A 21364-nucleotide genomic window follows, 5' to 3' on the forward strand; every position below is an offset into this window, starting at 1 on the left:
TAAGTTTTTAATGCCGTTTAAATGAATAATCTATGAAATTTTAATAATTTTTGTAAAATTAAGAAAACGTTAAGAAAACGTTTACAAAGGGGGAAATGAAATGTTTTCGATTAAAAGAATTTCGGCAGTCATGTGTGCAGGAGCCTTGGCATTAAGTTTGGGGGCTTGCAGCAGTAAAGAAACAGCGAGCTCAGGTAAAAAAGAGGCAGGAACTGGTTATCCAACAAAAGCGATTAGCGTTGTCGCACCTTCAGGAGCAGGTGGAGGCTGGGATTTAACCGCTCGTTCATTCACAAAAGTACTAAGTGAAACAAAGCTAGTAAAACAGCCATTAACTGTTGAGAACAAGCCTGGCGGTGGTGGAGCTGTATTTATGGCAGAATATGCCACTCAGCAGGCAGAAAATAATGACATGCTGTTTGTCAATTCACCGCCAATTATTATCAACAATTTAAAGAAAGAAGGAAACAGCCCTTACGGTTATAAGAATACCACTCCATTAGCACAGCTAACGAAAGACTATGGCGCGATTGTTGTTAAAACTGATTCCAAATTTAAAGATCTAAAATCAGTTTTGGAAGAGGTTAAAAAGGATCCAGCAAAGTTGACATTTGCAGGAGGATCCGCACCAGGCTCAATGGACCATTTAGTTTCAATTCTACCAGCCTATAAATACGGGGTGGACCCAACTAAAATTAAATATGTTTCCTATGATGGCGGTGGAGAAGCCATTACAGCATTACTAGGCGGAAACGCAGATGTCATTGGAACTGATGCTTCAAGTGTGAAAGAATTCCTTAAAGCGGGTAAGGTTCGCGTGCTGGCAATTACTTCATCCGAACGTTTAGCTGGCGATTTTAAGGATGTTCCAACTGCGAAGGAACAAGGTGTTGACGCAGAATTTACGATTTGGCGTGGAGTTTTTGGACCAGAAAAAATGTCAGCGGAAGCAAAATCATATTGGGAAAAAACGATTGATAAATTAGTCCAATCACCTGAATGGAAGAAGGAAGTCGAAACACAAGGCTGGGAATTAGAATATAAAAACGGTGCAGATTTTAAAAAGTTCTTAGAAGACCAAGAAACACAAGTACAGCAATTATTAGAAGCATTGGGAATGCAGAAGTAATTAAAGAGGGAAGGATGCACTTTCTCCTTCCCTTTCATTTTTTAATGTAAACGGATTGGAGGGATTCAAATGGACATTAAATTTGATCGCATTGCTGCTATTTTGTTTCTAACTGTAGGAACCTTATTTATTATCGGAAGCAGGAATATTGCCAGCTCCTCTTATGGGAGTGTAGTTGGTCCGGATATCTTTCCATTTTTTCTCGGGGGTCTGTTAGTGATCTTAAGTATTCGCTTATTTTATGAAACCTTTAGTGGAAAAAAGCAGGAGAAGGAAAAAGAAAAATTACAGTACAAGCCTTTTATCATCATTTTTATAGCTACTCTCGTTTATATTTTGACGTTAGAATCCGTTGGCTATGTAATCACAACCTTTCTATTTCTTTTTGTCTGCTTTCAAACAATGGAACGAGGAAAATGGCTTACCTCACTACTCATCTCAGGAGGTTTCTCTGCCTTTGTCTATATCATTTTTGTCGAAGTACTAAAAGGAACACTTCCAGGGTGGCCCATTTGGTTTAATTGATTAGATCATGGTGTTGGCACCATATTTTGTATGATGAAAGGGGGATATAGAATGAATACTCTAGATTATTTGTTGCACGGATTTGGTTCTGCACTTATTTGGTATAATTTGATTTTTGCTTTTGTTGGGGTATTAATTGGGACAGCTGTTGGTGTGTTACCAGGGATTGGCCCGATGAGCGGTGTTGCCTTGCTTATTCCTGTTACTGCTTCCATTACGGGAGGTCTACCTCCTGAGCAAGCGGCCACGAGTGCTATTATTCTCCTTGCTGGTGTTTACTACGGAGCTATGTATGGAGGATCGACTACTTCTATTCTATTAAATACTCCTGGAGAGTCATCGTCCGTCGTGACTACATTAGATGGTTACCAAATGGCTAAGAAAGGGAGGGCAGGGAGTGCTTTGTCCATTGCTGCGATTGGGTCGTTTGTGGCGGGAATCGTGACATTAATTGCCCTAATAGTTTTGGCGAAACCATTGTCAAATCTTGCCCTTAAATTTGGACCCGCTGAATATTTCTCGCTTATGCTCTTAGGACTTGGAGCTGTTAGTGGGTTGGCAGGAAAGTCCGTTACGAAAGCATTAATTATGACCGTATGTGGCTTGCTGCTTGCAACGATTGGAATTGATAATGTTTCTGGGATCGGCCGTTTTACTTTTGATTTGCCTTGGTTGTACCAAGGAATTGAATTCTTGACGATTGCGGTAGGTTTATTTGCCCTAGGTGAGGTTTTTAAAACGATCTTAGAAAAAGAAGAAGAAGATACACAAATGGCAAAGATTAATAATTTAATCCCCTCAAAAGAAGAGTTGAAAGAATCAGCTGCACCAATCGTCAGGGGCTCTTTATTAGGATTCTTTATCGGGATTTTACCCGGAGCGGGGGCGACTCTAGCATCCTTTTTTTCCTACATATTAGAAAAGAAGATCGCTAAAGACCCATCTAAATTTGGAAAGGGTGCCATTGCTGGTGTGGCAGCGCCAGAATCGGCTAACAATGCGGCCTCTGGCGGAGCAATGATCCCATTATTAACATTAGGAATTCCAGGCTCTGGTACAACCGCCATTCTAATGGGGGCACTGATGATGTATAATGTTCAGCCAGGTCCGTTATTATTTGAAGATCATCCCCAAGTAGCATGGGGGTTGATTGCAAGTATGTTTATTGGAAATATCATGCTGCTCATTCTTAACCTTCCGCTTGTTAAGGTGTTTGCTAAAATTATTCAGACACCAAAGCGATATTTAATTCCTATTATTATTGCCATCTCTATTTTTGGTGTTTATGCGGTGCAAGTCTCAATAAATGACCTTTTACTATTATTAGCCTGCGGTGTCATTGGCTATTTTTTAAACAAACATGATTATCCGATTGCCCCGTTAGTGTTAGGACTTGTTTTGGGGCCAATGGTTGAGAACAATCTGCGTAGAGCCTTAACGATTTTCAATGGAGATTTTGGACCATTTTTCACTCGTCCGATTTCATTAGGATTCTTAATTATGACGGTTCTTTGGCTGGCTATCCCGGTAGTAATGAAGATGAGAGGAAAGAATGTTGTCATAAACGAGGAAGCTTGACATTCAAAAAGTTCTGATTATTGCAAAAAACTCCTTTTTTTAAGGAGTTTTTTTCTATATGATAGAAGTAGAGGTGCATGTATGCGATTACATACGAAATTAATGGTAGGCATTTTTATAGTAATTATCTTCATTGGCGGGATTTTCGAACTAACTTTTAAAAATATTATGGAATCCAATCTTAAGCATGAAAAAGGAACGAAAGCTTTATCTGTGGCACAGTCCATTTCAAATATGCCAGAGATACAAAAAGCTTTTTCTAATAAAAACCCCTCTGTCATTATTCAACCAATCGCCGAAAAAATTCGCAAACAGGTTGGTGCGGAATTTATTGTTATCGGTAATCGCCAGGAGATTCGCTATTCTCATCCCGATCCTACCCGTTTAGGACAAAAAATGGTGGGTGGAGATAATCAGCGAGTCTTTAAGGGAGAATCAGTTATCTCTGAGTCGATCGGAACTCTTGGTCCATCCTTAAGAGGGAAAGCGCCTATTTTTAGTGACGGCAAAGTAATTGGTGTCGTTTCAGTAGGCTATCTTCAAACGGATATTGAAAAAGAAGTAGCGAAGGTTCGACGGAAAATTTTTATCACTACCATGATTATTTTACTTGGAGGATTACTAGCGGCTTTATTAATCTCTTTAAATATTAAAAGAGCCATTTTTGGCCTTGAACCGAGAGAAATCGCTTGGATGTACCAGGAAAAGCATGCCATATTAGAATCGATCCATGAGGGAATTATCGCCATCGATACAAATGGACGAATAACAGTCGTCAATGAAACTGCACATAAAATTCTCAATGTGCCGAGCGACGTTCTCCTTCGTGGAAAGAAGATTGATGATGTCATTGAAAATACGTCTCTTTATGAAGTGGTTCGGACAGGCCTTGCCGAATATGATCGGGAATTTACGATTTTCGGTGAGATTTTTTTGGTGAATCGTATCCCGATTTTTAATAAAAAAGACGAAGTAATTGGAGCTGTTGCTAGTTTCAGAAACAAGTCAGAGTTATCCAATCTGATTCAGGAATTATCCCATGTCAAAGCTTATGCTGAAGGCCTGCGGGCTCAGACACATGAGTATTCCAACAGGCTTTACACACTTCTTGGTTTGATCCAGCTTGGCTCCTATAAGGAAGCCATTGAATTCATTTCAAGGGAAGTGGATGTTGCACAAGGATTTATTAGTTTCTTAATGAAGGAAATTCCCGATCCAATCATTGCAGGATTTATTTTAGGAAAAGTCAGTTTAGCTAGTGAATTAAAAATTTATTTGACAATCGATCGTGAAAGTAGTTTTAGAGATTTGCCAGTAGAAATCAACAGGGATACATTAGTGACGATTATCGGGAACCTTGTTAACAATGCTTTTGATGCTGTGAGAGAAAATGGGAAGGTAGAAAAAAGAGTTTCTCTGTTTCTTACCGACTTAGGAAAAGATCTGATCATCGAAATTGAAGATAACGGGAAAGGCATAAATAACAGCATCAGTGAACAAATTTTCCAAAATGGCTTTTCTACAAAAAACCGTCAAAGCAATTCCGGGATCGGCTTAAGCCTTGTAAAAGAAGCAATCGCAGGCTTAGGGGGATATATAACTTTTTCCTCGAATGAAGGGGAAGGGACAATTTTCACAGTTGTGATTCCAAAACACAGGGGGTGTTTAAATGAATCTGAAACCCAATATAGAAGTGTTAATAGTTGAGGATGATTTAAGGATTGCAGAAATTCAAAAGCGGTTTATTGAACAGATTCCTGGATTCCAAACAGTAGGAATTGCGGCAAGTTATTTAGAGGCAAAAACGTATATTGATTTATTACAGCCAGACCTACTCTTGTTAGATGTCTATTTTCCGGACATGAATGGACTTGATTTGCTTAAAGAAACAAAGCAGCAAAGGAAGCAAATGGACGTGATCATGATTACCGCAACAAAAGAGATTCATAAAGTGCAAGAGGCAATCAGTATTGGTGTGTTTGATTATATTATTAAACCTGTAGTGTTTGAAAGGTTTAAACAATCGTTGCTGAGGTATCAGGAATATCATACAAAGTTAGTAGAATTGAAAAATGAAAATCTCCATGTCACACAACAACAGGTGGACAAGCTGCTGCGAAAAGAAATAGAAGGATCCAAAAGCGAAAAACCTTATCTGCCAAAGGGAATTGACCCGTTGACGCTGGAAAAGGTCCTCGAGGTTCTGTCGAATGTTGCTGATGGCTTAACGGCAGAGATAGTTGCGAAAGAAATAGGTGTAAGCAGAACGACAGCTAGAAGGTATCTTGAGCATCTCATGTCAGAGGAAAAAATTGATGCGGATTTAGCTTACGGAACGGTCGGGCGCCCAGAACGTGTCTATTTGGTTAAAGGGCCAATCAAACAGCGTAACTACACATAAAGAAGAAGGCTCAAATGGAGCCTTCTTCTTTATGTAAAAGAGTATTGGAAATTTTCTCGGTAAGCCATAAATTTTTTAATTGTACTAATATTGCTAATATTATAACGAAGATGGGTCTTATTTAGTTATATAATGGAAGTGAATCTTCATAGCGTTTTTTGTCATGCAAGATGAAGGAGGGAAGGACATGCAATGTCTAATTGTTTATTGCTCATCCCATGGGACGACAGAGAAAGCAGTAAGGTTTTTAAGTGAAATTCTTAAAGGAGAGGTTCAGACGGTTGATTTGAAACGAGAGAAGGTGAAGTTTGATCTTCGCAATTTCGATACCATCATAATTGGTGGCTCGATTCATGCTGGAAACATTCAAAGGAAAATCAAAAAGTTTATTACTCACAATTATGATACTCTGTTAGAAAAAGAAGTAGGACTTTTCCTTTGCTGTATGCATGATGGCGAGACAGCGATTGAGCAATTTAACCATGCCTTTCCGCAAGAATTACGAAAAAATTCTGCAGCAATGGGGTTATTTGGCGGAGAATTTCTTATGTCGGAAATGAACTTCATTGAAAAACAAATTGTAAAAAAGGTAAGCGGTGCAACGAGAGACCAATTAAATTTAGATTATGAAGCGATTAAGGAATTTGCTTCAAAATTAAATAATATCCAAACCCTAGTACATTAATCGATGTATATCCATTTTTAATTGAACGTTTCTGCAGATGCAGAACGTTTTTTTGTGTTAATAAGGAATTTAAGGGGTATTTTCGATAAGTTGGATTAGAAAGTGAAATTTTTGTCAAATTTTGCTTATAAAAAATGTCGAGAAGGACAATAATGAGTGAGGTCTTATTACAACAAGGAAGAGGATTTTTATGAAGATTTGGTTTAACAGATGGTTTACAACCGTTTCCCATTTCATCGACATGATTCGGGATAACGAAGATAAGCGAAAATTTATTATTTATGGCACCAGTCCGAACAAGGATGCCCTGTATTTACAAAATTGTGATTTTGCTTTCGTCGAGCCGGATATATCTGGTGAGGATTATATTGCTTTTTGTCTTGAATTTTGTCAGAAACACGGGATTAATATTTTTATCCCGCGGAAAGAAAATGTCCTCATTTCTAAACGACTGCATCAATTTGAGAAGTTGGGAGTAAAGGTGCTGGTTTGCCCGGATGCTAACCTCATGGAGACCATGGATAATAAAGCTGAGACGTATCGAATGTTTTTAGGTGGGCCGGCAAATTCTTTAATCCCTGACTATCATGTCGTCAATAATCTCGAAGCGTTTAAATTAGCGTATAAACAACTAAAGGAAAAAGGACATACTGTGTGTTTTAAACCAGTGATTGGTGAAGGCGCCAACGGATTTAGGGTCATTAAAGACCAAATTGATTCGATAACCCAGCTTTTCAATCATGGAACAAGTTATAGAATTCCATACAACTATGCCTGCGAAATTTTAGGTCAGCAAGAAACATTCCCTGACTTAATGGTGTTGGAATTTTTAGAAGGCAGAGAATATAGTATTGATTGCTTATCCTCACAGGATAAACTGTATGCCGCCATACCTCGGATGAAGGGGGATGGCAGAGTTAGAGAGCTTGTGGAGCAGGTTGAACTCATAAAATTGGCTCACGAATTTCATCAAGAATTTAGGTTGCCATATGTGTTTAATATCCAGGTAAAATACAACAGCAATGGTGAACCCAAGCTGTTGGAAGTCAATCCGCGTATGAGCGGGGGCATGCATTTTAGCTGCTTATCTGGGATCAACATCCCGTATCTTGCTCTGAAAATTTTACTCGGTGAAAAAGTGCAATTGGTGAAACCAAAGTTTGGAATTCGGGCAAGTCATATTGAAAAAGAAATGATTCTTAAATATGGTGACATAAGTTAATAAAGAAAGAGCAGGTTTCGTTTTCGAACCTGCTCTTCCCACTATTTGTAGAACACTTTATCAATATTGTATTTTGCATGTAAGGTATTGATGAGGTAGGTTTCGTAAATTTCTCTTTCCATCGGGTCTTCCACAACACATACCGCAATTTTATAGACTTCATCACGGTGTAATTTGATTGGTGAGACAGAATCTTCGAAATGTCTTTTTACGCGAGGACGTAATTTCCTAGCTTTACCGACAAATAGTAATTCATCATTTGCGTTTGAAAAAAGGATAATCCCGCCTTTGTCTCTTGGGATTTTATTGTAATCTGTAAAACCATAAACGCTGCTTAGCGGCGCCTCCACTTTTTCTCCCACTTGGTTTTTTTTCGTAATCACTATATCAGGATTAGGGATTTCAATTTTAATCATGTAGAAAATCGCTCCTTGCCTTGCTTAAAATAAACGGGTTACCCGTTTTGCTAACGGTTCATTATAGCACAACTATTCAATAATAGTTATTTTAACCATAAATCAGGACACAAAACCAGTAGATCTTAGATTTTATAAGGAGAGGTTAAATAAAAGTAGAAAAATATTCCTTATTTTTGTAAACTAAAGGAAGTACTGTGAATTAATTATTTTATTAAATTTGAAAGGGTGTTTCTATGGGTATTTCATTGTCTAAAGGGCAGAAGATTGATTTAACAAAAACAAACCCTGGTTTAACAAAAGTCGTTGTTGGTCTTGGTTGGGATACGAATCGTTATGACGGTGGAAACGATTTCGATTTAGATGCAAGTATTTTCTTATTAGGTGCTAATGGAAAAGTTACTTCTGAAAAAGATTTTGTTTTCTATAACCAACTTGAAGGTGGAAATGGCTCGGTCGTACATACTGGTGATAACCGTACAGGCGAAGGGGACGGAGACGATGAGCAAGTAAAAGTGAATCTCAGCGCGGTCCCTGCTCAAATTGAAAGAATTTCGTTTGTTATCACTATTCATGAAGCTGAATCCCGTGGTCAAAATTTTGGACAGGTTTCCAATGCATTCTGCCGTATCGTTAATGAAGATACGAATCAAGAAATCATTCGTTATGATTTAGGTGAGGATTTTTCAATCGAAACAGCAATCATCGTTGGTGAGTTATACCGACACAATGGCGAGTGGAAATTCTCAGCGGTTGGTTCAGGCTACCAAGGCGGCCTAGCTCGTATCGCAACAGACTTCGGCCTAAACGTGGGCTAAAAATAGTAATATCAAAAGGACAATACAGTCGTGAGAAACTGTTTCTGTCCTTTTTTTGTTTATTGGAAGTGCCTTGAAGTATTTATTTGTGGTAAGGAGATATTTGGGTTATGTTAGATATAAATTATTTGATTTGAGGATGTTATGACAATGAAATTTTTACTGAAAACACAGATTCTTTCTATTATTATTGCGATTTTTTGGATCGTATATCTTAATGTAGTAGCTATTTTTGATCGGCCTAGCCCGATCCTCCAATATTTGAATTGGTTCGTTTATGGATTTGCTTTCCTGTTTGCCTTCATTTATTTACTTTTAACGAAATACATAATAGGTCACAAATGGCTTGCTATTCCATTGGTAATACTACCGTATCTTATGATTTACCAAACTTTTCTTGAAAGAATCCTATTAAGTCTAGTTAATAAGAGTTACAGTATGACAATTAATTTTTTGTCTTTATCAACAGGAGCCACACATTTAATGGCCATAATAATTGGATTAGTTTTCGGGGTTATCATTTCTAATCGATATAATAGGGAACAACAACACTAATAAACATTTTTTACCAAATTGCCATGAAAATGGCTTACCTAATCAAAAGTCTACAAATGAAAGAGGGACATTAGGATGGAAGGAAAGTGGCTGATTGCCGATCGCGATTTGAACGAACGTGAGGGATTAAAATGGTTATTGAAGACCTCCTCCATCCCCGTTACCACTATATTGTCAGCTTCCCATTACCAGGAATTCGTTGTATGGTTTGAACAGGAGAAGCCTGATGTTGTCTTAATAGAACTAGATATGATCACAAAGGAAGATTGGTCCACCTTTCGTGACCTGATGCAGATTTATGACCCCATTTTATTATTAACATCCGCAGAAGGAACCTTCGAAAAAGCACGGCTGGCCATCGATATGCAAGCATTAGATTTAATGATTAAACCTTTTTCGGCAACGAAGGTGAAAACCGCCTTTCAAAAAGCCTCACGTAAACTTGGGACAAAAAGTCAAGCGGTTGGAATTCACCATGCGAATACCTATAAAGATATATCCTATGAAGCGTTATTACTATCGCAAGCTCCAGGTGCAGATATTTACCATGTAGCTGCTTTTCAAACGGAGAGTATCACTGCCATCAGGACTTTGCATTCATTCTTGTCAGAATATCCTTTCAAAGATGTCCACGGTATTTTTGCATTAGACGACATGGTCGTTGTTTTGTTTTCAGAAACGAGTCATACTATCACGGAACAATGCCAAAAAGCGATGAGAAAGTGGGAGGAGGAATTTTCTGAGCCGCTAGCGGTCGTAGTTCATAAAGGAAATTCATCATCCGTTACTTTGAATCAAAAATATCTGCAAACGAGGAAAATGTTAGAATTGACCTATTATAAAGGGTACCGCCAAGTTGTTGAATTTAACCACTCAACTGAATGGGTCCATATTGATCCTTTTTTAGCTCCGCCTGAACAACGAACCTGGGTTGACATGTTGACAAACGTTGATTTGGAGAAAATAAAAATTTGGCTGTATGATGAATTTTTGCAATTGAACGATCCTTTTCCTGACCCAGGATTGGTCCGAATTAGACTAACGAGTATCCTGGCACAAGTTAGAAGATATATGAAGACGTATCATTTAGACGAGAATCAAAGCTATGAACAGGAATACCGCTATATTTTCAATTCGATTTTGTATGATCGTGTCCTTTATCGTACGGTTCAAAATCTCATTTTATTTATTCAAAAATTGTTTTTGGGAACTGAGAGCAGGGATAGAAATCAAATACAAGATCCGATTGAACGCGGCATATCCTTTATGGAGGCTAATTTTTCAAACAGCATGCTCAGGCTGGAGGATGTGGCAGCATATGTGGACCGAAACCCCTCATATTTAAGCCATTTGTTGATTACGAAAATAGGTTCCAGCTTTACGGAATTATTAACAGCGTCTCGAATGAAGGAAGCGAAAAGGTTGCTGATTGAAACCAATAAACCGATCAAAGAAATTTCGATCTTGGTGGGCTATCAAAATGCCAATTATTTCAGTCGGATGTTTAAGGAATTAATGGGTAAGTCGCCTAGAGAATTTCGATTAAATAAAGTGGACGAGGATGGTTGATTTTTAAATTAATTTGAGAGAAGTGGGGATATGAAGACGGTTATCGCATTTTTGGTTATGGTATTCCTTGTTTTTTCATTCCTTAAATTTTATTTCAATCGGAAATGGAAATTGTTTTATACGGCGTTTGGGTCAGATAACTATTTTATGATCGCAGCTAAGTTAAATGCTGCAGGATAAAATTCAAAACAAACACTCCGGTGAATTTGCGTAGTGATGCTAGGTTTAAAGATTTTACTCAATACGATATTTTTGTTAAAGAAGAGGATGAACATAGAGCCCAAGCTGCACTCCAAAGATAAGAAATTGTACATTTTCTTGTAAAGCACGATAAATTAAGTCTAGAAGTGGACCGGTCATCAATATGACTAGGTCTTTTTTAAACACAAGACCCTAAAAATATTATAGATTAATAGAAATATTATTGGTTACATAAACAAACTATCTAAATAAATTCTAGTTACTCCTATAAATATTATCTTATATCTAATGTTCCTCTCGTATTTTTTAGAAGATTTTATTTTTATAATATATATATATTAATAAATAAAGGGAGTGGAATGGATGGAAACAAACACGGCGAAATCAAGAGTGATAAAAAATTATAAAGGAACGGAATTACATGCGAAAGGCTGGATTCAGGAGGCTGCACTTAGGATGTTGATGAACAACCTGGATCAAGAAGTGGCAGAAAGACCAGAGGATCTAGTTGTTTATGGCGGAATAGGTAAGGCTGCTCGGAATTGGGAGTCCTATGATGCGATTGTGAAAACATTGTTAGAATTGGAGAATGACGAAACCTTATTGATTCAATCGGGTAAGCCAGTGGCTGTATGGAAATCCCATAAGGATGCTCCGCGCGTGCTTCTTGCTAACTCCAATCTAGTTCCAGCTTGGGCAAATTGGGAGCACTTCCACGAGTTAGATAAAAAAGGTCTAATGATGTACGGTCAAATGACAGCGGGCAGCTGGATCTATATCGGCAGCCAGGGAATTGTCCAAGGAACCTATGAAACGTTTGCCGAGCTTGCGCGTCAAGCCTACGGTGGTACATTAAAACACACGATTACACTCACTGCTGGACTTGGCGGAATGGGTGGTGCTCAGCCGTTGGCGGTAACGATGAACGATGGAGTGTGTTTAGCGATTGATGTCGATGAGACCAGAATTGACCGTCGTATTGAAACCGCTTATCTTGATGTGAAAACTAAGGATTTAGATGAAGCATTGAGATTAGCTCACGAGGCAAAAGTAGCTGGAAAGGCATTATCGATTGGATTATTAGGAAATGCCGCAGAAATTTTGCCATTGATGATTGAAAAAGGCTTTAATCCAGATGTATTAACCGATCAAACTTCTGCACACGACCCATTAAATGGTTATGTTCCAGTTGGTTTTACATTGGAAGAAGCGGCCGCATTACGAAAAGAAGATCCAACTAAGTATGTAGAACTTTCAAAGCAAAGCATGGCACTGCATGTGAAGGCAATGCTGACGATGCAACAAAAAGGTGCGGTTACCTTTGATTATGGTAACAACATTCGTCAAGTAGCGAAGGATGAGGGAGTGGAAGATGCATTTGATTTCCCTGGTTTCGTACCAGCGTATATCCGTCCATTATTCTGCGAAGGAAAAGGTCCTTTCCGCTGGGCAGCACTTTCAGGTGATCCTGAGGATATCCGCAAAATTGATGAAGCATTGCTTCGTGAGTTCAGAGATGATGAACATTTATGCAAATGGGTAAAAATGGCCCAAGAAAAAATAAGCTTCCAAGGTCTTCCTGCTCGAATTTGCTGGCTTGGATATGGTGATCGTGCTCGTTTTGGTAAAATTATCAATGATATGGTTGCTTCGGGAGAAGTATCGGCACCAATCGTTATTGGTCGTGATCACTTAGATGCTGGTTCTGTAGCATCACCAAATCGTGAAACAGAAGCGATGAGAGACGGAAGTGATGCAGTTTCCGACTGGCCGATTTTAAATGCGATGATCAATGCTGTTGGCGGCGCAAGCTGGGTTTCGTTACACCATGGCGGGGGCGTTGGCATGGGGTATTCACAGCATTCCGGGATGGTAATTGTAGCTGATGGGACGAAGGATGCGGAAGTACGGTTAGAACGTGTATTAACAACGGACCCTGGGATGGGTGTGGTCCGTCATGCTGATGCGGGTTATGAGATTGCAATTAAGACAGCAAAAGAAAAGGGCATCAAAATGCCTATGCTACAACAAGACTAAGACTGAGGGGATGGAAGATTAATGAGTACACCAATTTTTATCAGAAAGGCCTCTCAACTCGTTACATTACAGGGGAGTTCCGAGGCTCCCCGTGTAAAGGGGGAAATGTCTGAGCTTGGTATTATTGAGAATGGCAGTGTTTGGATTGAAGAAGGTGTAATCCAAGCCGTTGGGGCGGATGAGGAACTTGCCCAAAAATATGCGGATCGTTTGGGTGAAGCAGAAGTGGTGGATGCGAGTGGTAAACTCGTAACTCCAGGACTTGTTGACCCACATACACATATTGTTTTTGCAGGCAGCAGGGAAAATGAGTTTAACATGCGTCTACAAGGTGCCACTTATATGGAAATTATGAATAGTGGCGGCGGGATCTATGCAACGACAAGACGGACACAGTCCGCGACACATGAAGAGCTTTTTCAGGAAAGCTTTGAGCGTTTAAATCAATTCCTGCGCCACGGCGTCACAACGGTGGAAGCGAAAAGTGGCTACGGAATGGAATGGGAAACCGAATTAAAGCAGCTGGAAGTAGCTAAACAGCTTAACGACAAGCATGTGATTGATGTGGTTTCAACGTTCATGGGAGCTCATGCTGTTCCGAAGGAGTACAAACAAAATCCAGATGAGTTTGTCCGCCGGTTGATAGAAGAAATGATTCCAAAGGTTGCGGAACTAGAACTTGCGGAATTTAATGATGTTTTCTGTGAACATGGTGTGTTTACTCCGGAACAATCCAGGCAAATTCTTGAAGCGGGTCGGCGCTATGGTTTGATTCCGAAAATTCATGCTGATGAAATAGAGCCATATGAAGGAGCAGAACTGGCAGCCGAGGTAGGGGCCATTTCGGCTGACCACTTATTAAAGGCATCGGAAAAAGGTATGAAAGCGATGGCTGAAAAAGGGGTTGTCGGTGTGTTACTCCCGGGGACAGCTTACTTTTTAATGGCGGAGTCGGCAAATGGGCGCAAAATGGTAGATTTGGGTGTACCAGTGGCACTGTCGACAGATTGTAATCCTGGTTCATCACCTACTGTATCCCTGCCATTCATTATGAATTTAGGCTGTTTAAAAATGGGGATGACACCTGCCGAAGTCATTACTGCAACGACAATTAATGCTGCCCATGCCATTAATCGCGGCAAAGAAATTGGCAGTTTAGAAGTGGGGAAAAAAGCAGATATCACGATTTTTAACGTCGGGAATTATATGAAACTGCAATACTCTTATGGCGTGAACCATACCGATACGGTTGTGAAAAATGGTCAGGTGGTTGTCAGGGGAGGTCAGTTAGTTGAAGAGTTTTCTCTATCCTAAGTTAAATCCTCCTAGTTTTACATGGGTAAGACCAGATGAAGGGACCGAGATTGCAAAGGTGCATGAATGGATCCAGCCACTAACGGCTGAGTCTGATCCTGAAAAAAGCAAGGAGGCAGACTTTGTTGTTGTTGGAGTTCCGCTGTCTCGATCATCCATTAGCGCGTCAGGTGCCTCAGAATTTCCTGAGGCGTTCCGACGCGTGTGGAAGGGGTTTACTACCTATAATCTTGACGAGGATATTGATTTGTCGGAATTGACGGCAATAGATGTTGGTGATGTGCCCATGCATGTTACTGATATTAGGCGCTGCCATGACAATATCATCGCTGCATCTTTTGCTCTCCATCAGCATTTTGGAACTTCCAAAGTCTGTGCAATTGGCGGTGATCATTCGATTACAGCAATGATGGTCAAAGGTTTGCATCAAGCGAAACCGGCGGAGAAAATTGGCATTCTCCAGTTTGATACCCACTTTGATTTACGAGATATGACCGATAACGGTCCGTCCAATGGGACTCCCATGCGGAACTTAATTGAGAGCGGAGTAGTTGAGGGCAGCAATATGTACAATATCGGCCTCCATGGTTTTTTTAACACAAAAGATTTGAAGAGGTATGCTGATGAAAAAGGCGTCAACTATTTCACTCTTCGTGAAACAAGAAAAAAAGGAATTGAAGAAACGGTTTCGGCATGTTTAGAGGAGTTGGCTGGAAAGGTAGATACGATTTATTTAACAGTCGATATGGATGTTCTAGATATTGCCTATGCGCCAGGAGTACCAGCCTCAACGCCGGGAGGCATGACAACGGCGGAACTACTAGATGGGGTATTAACCGCAGCTAAGCATCCAAAAGTCAAAGCCATGGACATCGTCTGCCTTGATCCCCTAAAAGACACCAACGTCCAGCCAACAGTCAAACTCGGGACACACGTATTTCTAACCTTTTTAACTGGGGTAGCACTACGATAAAAACTTTGGTGTCAGACACCACAAAAAGACAATTTAGAGCCAATGTCCATCATTAGTGGACGTTGGCTCTTTTTGTTTTGATCTCTATCAAAAAGTTAATTGATATGAAAATCTCTTATTATACCTGTCCATTCCAAGATTATGTTTCAATCATATACTATTGTAATTCGTTTTCTACGAAGATTTTGGCCGTAATTAAATGGGGTGATTCGCACCTAGGTATCAAAGGGAGAATAATCTAATTAAAGTATCCCCTTAGTTACTGCTCATGGAAGGAGGGGATTGAACATGGCTGCAATCCAAAAGAGTGTGGACTCTTCAAGTTTAGCCGATATCATTGATCGTATCTTGGATAAAGGTTTGGTTATTGATATATATGCTCGTATTAGTTTAGTTGGGATTGAATTAATTGCAATTGATGCTCGTATTGTTATAGCTGGTATTGACAAATGGTTATATTATGCCGAAAAAGTAGGCCTTCTTGACAAACATCATAATCTCGATCAAGGGGAAGAAATCATACTAGGGGAAACACTTTAAAATAATTTGTGCAGGGGGGAGCCAAGGCAGTAAACGCCTTGGTTCCTTTGTTTAAAAAATTTAGTGAATAGAAGGAATGATATTGATGAGTCAGTCAAAGAAAGAAGTCTTTGTAAATACTGCTTTTTTTGAAAAGATTATTTCAAAAACCCTTAAATATATGAAAGCTGGATTTCCAGTACATTTCGTTGGTCCATCAGGTATTGGAAAGACTAGTTTAGCCATATATATTGCCAAACAATTTAACAGGCCAGTTACAATTATCCGTGGACACGAAGAATTATCGAACAAAGAACTGTTGGGCTATCACTATGGCATGGTTAAAAAAGAGGTGATAGACAACTTTATTCACTCAGTCTATAAGACTGAAAAAGAATTTAAACCAATATGGTCCACTGGCCAGCTTATTGACGGTGTAAAAAATGGACATGTGGTTATTTACGATGAGTTTTCACGTTCTCGCCCAGAGACGAATAATATATTTTTAGCACTATTGGAGGAAAGAATTCTTCCTATTTATGGGAAGGGGAAGGAATCCTTCATAAAATGTCATCCTGACTTTTCTATTATTTTTACAAGTAATCCTGATGAATATGCAGGAACATTTCATACACAAGATGCACTGTTGGACCGATTGATTACGATCAGTTTGGAAGGCTGTGACAAAGAAACAGAAATCGAAATTCTTAAGCAAAAAACAGAAATTAACGATCAGGAAGCGGAGAGAATAGTGCAACTTGTTTCTAAATTAAGAAGCTATGGAAAAGGATTTTGTCCAAGTTTACGAGCTTCATTGATGATTGCATCCATTGCGAAAAAAACGAATATACCCATTATTCAGGAGGATAAAAACTATCAAACACTTTGTCTGGATGTGTTAACAAGACCAGTGAAACAAATTTTCCCGGATATGACACGTGATGCGATTCAGGATCTTATTTTAAAAGAAATGAAGAGAAGGGAAGGGACTAAATGAGTATACAAAGTGGGGTGTATGTTTTTTGTGCGATTCGAGAAAAGGAACCACAGCAATTTGGAAAAGTGTTTTTAAACGGACAGGAAAATGAGGTTTATACACTTCATCACCAGAATGTAGCAATGGTAGTTGCAAAGGTTGTTGATGAAGTCATGCCCGTCCGCAACAACTTATTTGCCCACCAGCAAACAATCTCTGAAGTTATGAGGCATTATAGTATTATCCCAATAAGCTTTGGGAATGTATTTAATTCAGAGGAAGATGTTCTTCTCATAGCTAAACACCTAAACGACGATTTGGAAAAATTATTTTTACTTTTAGAAAATAAAATTGAGGTAGGCTTGAAGGTCATCGCCAAAAAGGATTGGATGGAACAGGAAATAAATAATGATCCAGCACTAAGAGAGTGGAAAAACAATAAGATGGATATCTCCGATCCTGCTAATTTCTATGAACAAATACATTTAGGAGAATATGCCAAAAACTTTGTTTTGCGGCTAGAAGAAGCAGTGGCTGAGGAGCTTTATGATCCCTTATTAGAGATTGCTGAGGCGGGAAAACAAAATAATACCATACCGGGAAAAGTACTTTTGAATGCTGCATTCTTAGTAGATCGAAAAAAAGAAGAAGCCTTCGACCAAAAAGTTAATGACCTCTATGAATTATGGAAGGAAAAGGCCGAGTTTAAGTACTCGGGACCATGGCCAGCATATAACTTTGTCAATATTCGTTTAAGGATTGAAGAAAACAAATGATATTTAAATTATTTTCATTGCCAATCCGTACCTTAATCAAAATCGGGGAAAAAATTCAGGAAGAGGCGGATCAGGAACTATACAATATACCGTATATCCAACAGCAGCTTGTAGAATTGCATATGATGTACGAAATGGAAGAAATTGATGAAGAAACCTACGTTGAAAGAGAAGAGGAATTGCTAAATAGATATAAAATAGCCAAGGAACGGGAAAAAAATGAGCTATTAAATGAGTAGTATTAAAGGAGGAGGCAGTATGACTCAAACTAAGGCCACAACAGACTTTTTATATATGTACGGGGTCATTCTTGCAGAGGAACTTCAATCATTAGAGGTCCCTGCTATCATGGGTATTGATCAAAAGACGGTGACTTTGAAAATCTTTAAGAATTTAGCCGCTTTCATTACCCCGGTCAATGCCCAAGATTTTACTCAAGAACAAATTGACCTTCATTTAAAAGATGCAGATTGGCTGAAGGAAAAAGCATTTCATCACCATGAAGTCATTTCTATTATTCACCAGCATTTTACCGTCCTTCCCATGTCTTTTTGTACTATTTTTCAAAATGAGAGCAATTTTGAAAGCTTACTTACCGATCAATACGATGTCATTTATCAAAAACTACTTACCCTTAAGGATAAACAGGAGTGGAATTTGAAGCTGTTTTGTAACAATGAAAAAGCCTTATCCTTCGTTCTACAACATAATGAAGCAGTATTAAATTTAAGGGCTCAATTAGCATCGATGCCAAAAGGAAAGCAATTTTTAATGAAAAAGAAGCTTGAACAGTTGATTAAGACGGAATTGGAGGTAGAGCAATCCCGATGGTGGAATGAAATCAAACAGGACTTAACTTCTGTCGTTTCAGAAATAAATCTCAGGCAAAATTGGGGAAAGGAAGTCACGGAACGAAAGGATGAGATGATTTTTAATTGTGATTTCCTCATTGATCAAAATGTTTCAGAATCGTTTATGCATAAAGTCACCGATATAGAAAAAATATTTGAACCCTTGGGATGTACAATTCAAGTAACCGGACCTTGGCCTCCATATCATTTTTCGAAAATGACAAAGGAGATTTTGTGATGGAAAAGCATCATCTCTATGAAAATAAAGAAATGACATTATTGGATTTATTGGATGGTATCATTGATACGGGTGTAGTCGTGACGGGAGAAATATTAATTTCTGTTGCCAATATTGATTTAATTGTAGTAGATCTTAAATTATTGATTTCTTCGATTGAAAGTGCTTTTGGTACCAATGAACGTAAAAATGTTGGGGAGGCGATTTTAAATGGAACGCTTGCCACTAGACTCGAGTAAGGTAGAGCAAGGATTAGCGAAGTTAGTTTTAACCATTATCGAATTGCTTCGCCAACTCATGGAACGACAGGCGATGCGAAGAGTGGAAAGCGATTCTCTTACCGATGAGCAATTAGAGGAATTAGGTTTAACGTTAATGAGGCTGGAAGAAAAAATGGCAGAGTTAAAAATCATTTTTGGTTTAGAAGCAGAGGACCTTAATATTGAACTGGGGCCACTTGGGAAACTTCTCTAAACCGGCAGGTAAGATAGGAGAGAGATTATGCCAATAAATCACCCTACACAATCATCAAACTTGCTTGAAGTATTAGAAAAAATCCTTGATAAAGGAGTGGTCATTGCAGGTGATATTAAAATATCGTTAGCGGATGTCGACTTGTTAACCATTAAAATAAGGTTGCTAATCGCATCGGTCGACAAGGCCAGGGAAATAGGGATGGATTGGTGGGAACATGATCCATACTATTCTTCTAGAGGTAGAATAGCAGAAAAAGAGAATGCTCAATTACTCGAAAGAATTAATCGCATTGAACAGCTTGTTGAGGCAAAGCCGCTCCCGCTTGAAGAAAGAACAATACTTAAGCCGATTGATGAAAATATTTTACACGAGCCCGTTGAAGAAAAAGCAGCACTACAGCTTGATGAGCTATTAGAAATAACAAAAGTGAAAAAAACTGGTCCAAAAAATGGAAAAAAGGGCCTGGGAAATAAGAACAAGAATCCTGACAAACATTTGGAATAAAAATTAAATGTTTTTTCATTTGGGGAAAGTGGAATGGACACTTTCTTTTTTTATTGTAATATAGGCTTAATTAAAAAAACCCTGATATTCTCAAGGTTCTTATTGTTAGTATCGGGATAAGCAAAAAATTACAATATGACTATATTTTTTTGGTCTTTTTTATATTTTGGAGTAATAAATTAATAAGATTACTATTTTGTACTTTTATGCCTTTTAGTTCTTGTTTCAATTCTGAGAGATCATTAGCGAAATTCTCTAGTTTTTGAGACAAAGAAGATAACTCTGCAGTTTCTTGTCTTAATCCTGAAATATCCTTAGTGATATTCTCTAGTTTTTGAGACAAAGATGCCAGCTCTGAATTTTCTTGTCTTAATTCTGACATATCCTTATTGATATTTTCTAGTTTTTGAGACAAAGATGCGAGCTCTGAACTTTCTTGTCTTAATTCTGACATATCCTTATTGATATTTTCTAGTTTTTGAGACAAAGATGCCAGCTCTGAATGTTCTTGTCTTAATCCTGAAAGATCCTTAGTGATATTTTCTATCTTTTTAAACAAAGACGTCAGTTCTACATTTTCTTGTTTAGAAACCCTAGATTCTGGGAGTGTACGGTTTAGATTTTTATTACTAGGTTCTGTAACAGATTCCATTAACGACTCATTTTTCGTTAGACTGGTTGCCAGGTGCATCAGAGAATTTAAATCAAGCGAATCCTTGTCTACTTTTTTACCCGAATTATTTACGCTATTATAATCCTTGACTTTCTTACGTTTTTTAGTAATTATTGACTCAGGAAGCGAAGGGTTTTGCTTATTTTTACTCATTTCCGTGACAGAATTCATGAGTGAATCGTTTTTTAAAAGAGTAGTTGCCAACTGCATCATAGAATTAAAATCAAGCGAAGACTTGTCTACGTTGTTCCCAGTATTCTGTAAGCTAATATTATTAGCAACTTTCTCCAGTTTTTTTGTACTTTTTGACTCAGAAAGCGAAGGGTTTTGCTTATTTTTAATCATTTCTGTGACGGAATTCATGAGCGAATCGTTTTTTAGAAGAGTGGTTGCCAAAGGCATCATAGAATTAATATCAAGCGAAGACTTGTCTACGTTGTTCCCAGTATTCTGTACGCTAATATCATTAGCTAGTTTCTCCTGATTTGCAGAAGTTTTTGACTCATGTTGGGAACGGTTTTGCTTTTTTTTACTTAAATCCAAAACGGATTTCATGAGCGAATCATTTTTTAGAAAAGTGGTTGCCAGTTGCATTAATGACCCCAATTCAAGCGAACTTTGACTTTTAAGTAAATTATTGGCAATGTTTTGTAAAGTGTCCTTGTCTACTTTGATCCCAGTATTCTGTACATTATTTTCCTTAATGTGTTCATCCATAATTAAACCACCTTTTTATTTTTAAATGATAATTAATTCAGACATTTCCTAATATCCTATGTTTATTAACAGAAAATGAGTGTGTCAATATCATCATAGAAGGGAAATAACCCTTATTTTGTTTTTAGAAAACAATCATTCGTATGAAAGAAAAAACCCTAAAAGATTATTGAGAATAATCTTCTAGAGTTTTTGATCACCTGTTAGGGA

At 38.3% G+C, this 21364-nt stretch carries 22 protein-coding genes and 1 pseudogene; 21 read left to right on the plus strand and 2 right to left on the minus strand.

All coding sequences use genetic code 11. The features are described 5' to 3' along the window. Nucleotides 1-100: 100 nt before the first annotated feature. From QNH17_RS11910 to QNH17_RS11940, 7 genes are all read left to right on the plus strand, one after another. Complete coding sequence (locus QNH17_RS11910; RefSeq protein ID WP_283878875.1) at nucleotides 101-1129, plus strand: Bug family tripartite tricarboxylate transporter substrate binding protein; 1029 nt, start codon at nucleotides 101-103, stop codon at nucleotides 1127-1129. Between the two features lie 69 nt (nucleotides 1130-1198). Beyond that, nucleotides 1199-1654, plus strand: a complete 456-nt coding sequence (locus QNH17_RS11915) for a tripartite tricarboxylate transporter TctB family protein (protein ID WP_283878876.1) — start codon at nucleotides 1199-1201, stop codon at nucleotides 1652-1654. A 51-nt stretch (nucleotides 1655-1705) separates the two neighbouring features. Then, nucleotides 1706-3232 (plus strand): tripartite tricarboxylate transporter permease, encoded by a 1527-nt coding sequence (locus QNH17_RS11920; RefSeq protein WP_283878877.1) that lies wholly within the window; start codon nucleotides 1706-1708, stop codon nucleotides 3230-3232. An 81-nt stretch (nucleotides 3233-3313) separates the two neighbouring features. Next, nucleotides 3314-4939, plus strand: a complete 1626-nt coding sequence (locus QNH17_RS11925) for an ATP-binding protein (protein WP_283878878.1) — start codon at nucleotides 3314-3316, stop codon at nucleotides 4937-4939. Beyond that, the gene (locus QNH17_RS11930; protein ID WP_283878879.1) at nucleotides 4902-5633 is read left to right on the plus strand and encodes a response regulator; all 732 of its coding nucleotides are present in this window, start codon (nucleotides 4902-4904) and stop codon (nucleotides 5631-5633) included. Before QNH17_RS11925 ends, QNH17_RS11930 begins: the two co-directional genes overlap by 38 nt. Nucleotides 5634-5820: 187 nt before the next feature. Further along, the gene (locus QNH17_RS11935; RefSeq protein ID WP_283878880.1) at nucleotides 5821-6318 is read left to right on the plus strand and encodes a flavodoxin domain-containing protein; all 498 of its coding nucleotides are present in this window, start codon (nucleotides 5821-5823) and stop codon (nucleotides 6316-6318) included. 190 nt (nucleotides 6319-6508) lie between these two features. Then, the gene (locus QNH17_RS11940; protein WP_283878881.1) at nucleotides 6509-7540 is read left to right on the plus strand and encodes an ATP-grasp domain-containing protein; all 1032 of its coding nucleotides are present in this window, start codon (nucleotides 6509-6511) and stop codon (nucleotides 7538-7540) included. Nucleotides 7541-7581: 41 nt separating this feature from the next. Here the strand turns inward: QNH17_RS11940 and QNH17_RS11945 are convergent, their stop codons facing one another. Beyond that, nucleotides 7582-7956 (minus strand): nucleotide excision repair endonuclease, encoded by a 375-nt coding sequence (locus QNH17_RS11945; protein WP_026567028.1) that lies wholly within the window; start codon nucleotides 7954-7956, stop codon nucleotides 7582-7584. Nucleotides 7957-8192: 236 nt separating this feature from the next. On the opposite strand from QNH17_RS11945, the gene QNH17_RS11950 reads away from it, so the two are divergent. From QNH17_RS11950 to QNH17_RS12015, 14 genes and pseudogenes are all read left to right on the plus strand, one after another. Further along, complete coding sequence (locus tag QNH17_RS11950; protein WP_283878882.1) at nucleotides 8193-8774, plus strand: TerD family protein; 582 nt, start codon at nucleotides 8193-8195, stop codon at nucleotides 8772-8774. A 150-nt stretch (nucleotides 8775-8924) separates the two neighbouring features. After that, entirely contained in the window at nucleotides 8925-9329 is a 405-nt protein-coding gene (locus QNH17_RS11955) for a hypothetical protein (RefSeq protein ID WP_283878883.1), read from the plus strand. A gap of 75 nt (nucleotides 9330-9404) precedes the next feature. Further along, a complete protein-coding gene (locus QNH17_RS11960) occupies nucleotides 9405-10898 on the plus strand; it encodes a helix-turn-helix domain-containing protein (RefSeq protein WP_283878884.1) in 1494 nt (497 codons plus the stop codon). A gap of 564 nt (nucleotides 10899-11462) precedes the next feature. After that, a complete protein-coding gene (hutU, locus tag QNH17_RS11965; protein ID WP_283878885.1) occupies nucleotides 11463-13136 on the plus strand; it encodes a urocanate hydratase in 1674 nt (557 codons plus the stop codon). 21 nt (nucleotides 13137-13157) lie between these two features. Beyond that, on the plus strand, nucleotides 13158-14450 hold the full coding sequence (gene hutI / locus QNH17_RS11970; protein WP_283878886.1) for an imidazolonepropionase: 1293 nt from the start codon (nucleotides 13158-13160) through the stop codon (nucleotides 14448-14450). Further along, complete coding sequence (locus QNH17_RS11975; protein WP_283878887.1) at nucleotides 14428-15423, plus strand: agmatinase family protein; 996 nt, start codon at nucleotides 14428-14430, stop codon at nucleotides 15421-15423. The genes hutI and QNH17_RS11975 overlap by 23 nt, the downstream gene beginning before the upstream one ends. Nucleotides 15424-15711: 288 nt before the next feature. After that, on the plus strand, nucleotides 15712-15963 hold the full coding sequence (gvpJ, locus tag QNH17_RS11980; RefSeq protein ID WP_283878888.1) for a gas vesicle protein GvpJ: 252 nt from the start codon (nucleotides 15712-15714) through the stop codon (nucleotides 15961-15963). Between the two features lie 85 nt (nucleotides 15964-16048). Further along, on the plus strand, nucleotides 16049-16939 hold the full coding sequence (gene gvpN / locus QNH17_RS11985; protein ID WP_283878889.1) for a gas vesicle protein GvpN: 891 nt from the start codon (nucleotides 16049-16051) through the stop codon (nucleotides 16937-16939). Further along, nucleotides 16936-17694 (plus strand): GvpL/GvpF family gas vesicle protein, encoded by a 759-nt coding sequence (locus QNH17_RS11990; RefSeq protein ID WP_283878890.1) that lies wholly within the window; start codon nucleotides 16936-16938, stop codon nucleotides 17692-17694. The genes gvpN and QNH17_RS11990 overlap by 4 nt, the downstream gene beginning before the upstream one ends. Continuing rightward, the gene (locus tag QNH17_RS11995; RefSeq protein ID WP_283878891.1) at nucleotides 17691-17933 is read left to right on the plus strand and encodes a gas vesicle protein GvpG; all 243 of its coding nucleotides are present in this window, start codon (nucleotides 17691-17693) and stop codon (nucleotides 17931-17933) included. The genes QNH17_RS11990 and QNH17_RS11995 overlap by 4 nt, the downstream gene beginning before the upstream one ends. Before the next feature lie 19 nt (nucleotides 17934-17952). Continuing rightward, nucleotides 17953-18783, plus strand: a complete 831-nt coding sequence (locus QNH17_RS12000) for a GvpL/GvpF family gas vesicle protein (RefSeq protein ID WP_283878892.1) — start codon at nucleotides 17953-17955, stop codon at nucleotides 18781-18783. Continuing rightward, entirely contained in the window at nucleotides 18783-19022 is a 240-nt protein-coding gene (locus tag QNH17_RS12005) for a gas vesicle protein (protein WP_283878893.1), read from the plus strand. The genes QNH17_RS12000 and QNH17_RS12005 overlap by 1 nt, the downstream gene beginning before the upstream one ends. Then, a complete protein-coding gene (locus tag QNH17_RS12010; protein ID WP_283878894.1) occupies nucleotides 18994-19257 on the plus strand; it encodes a gas vesicle protein K in 264 nt (87 codons plus the stop codon). Before QNH17_RS12005 ends, QNH17_RS12010 begins: the two co-directional genes overlap by 29 nt. Nucleotides 19258-19284: 27 nt before the next feature. Then, nucleotides 19285-19572 (plus strand): annotated as a pseudogene (locus tag QNH17_RS12015) (gas vesicle protein); the annotation flags it as partial. Nucleotides 19573-19903: 331 nt separating this feature from the next. On the opposite strand, the gene QNH17_RS12020 reads toward QNH17_RS12015, so the two are convergent. After that, entirely contained in the window at nucleotides 19904-21154 is a 1251-nt protein-coding gene (locus QNH17_RS12020; RefSeq protein ID WP_283878895.1) for a ring-infected erythrocyte surface antigen domain-containing protein, read from the minus strand. Between the last annotated feature and the right edge of the window lie 210 nt (nucleotides 21155-21364).

Source organism: Neobacillus sp. SuZ13, from assembly GCF_030123365.1.
GTDB lineage: Bacteria > Bacillota > Bacilli > Bacillales > Cytobacillaceae > Neobacillus.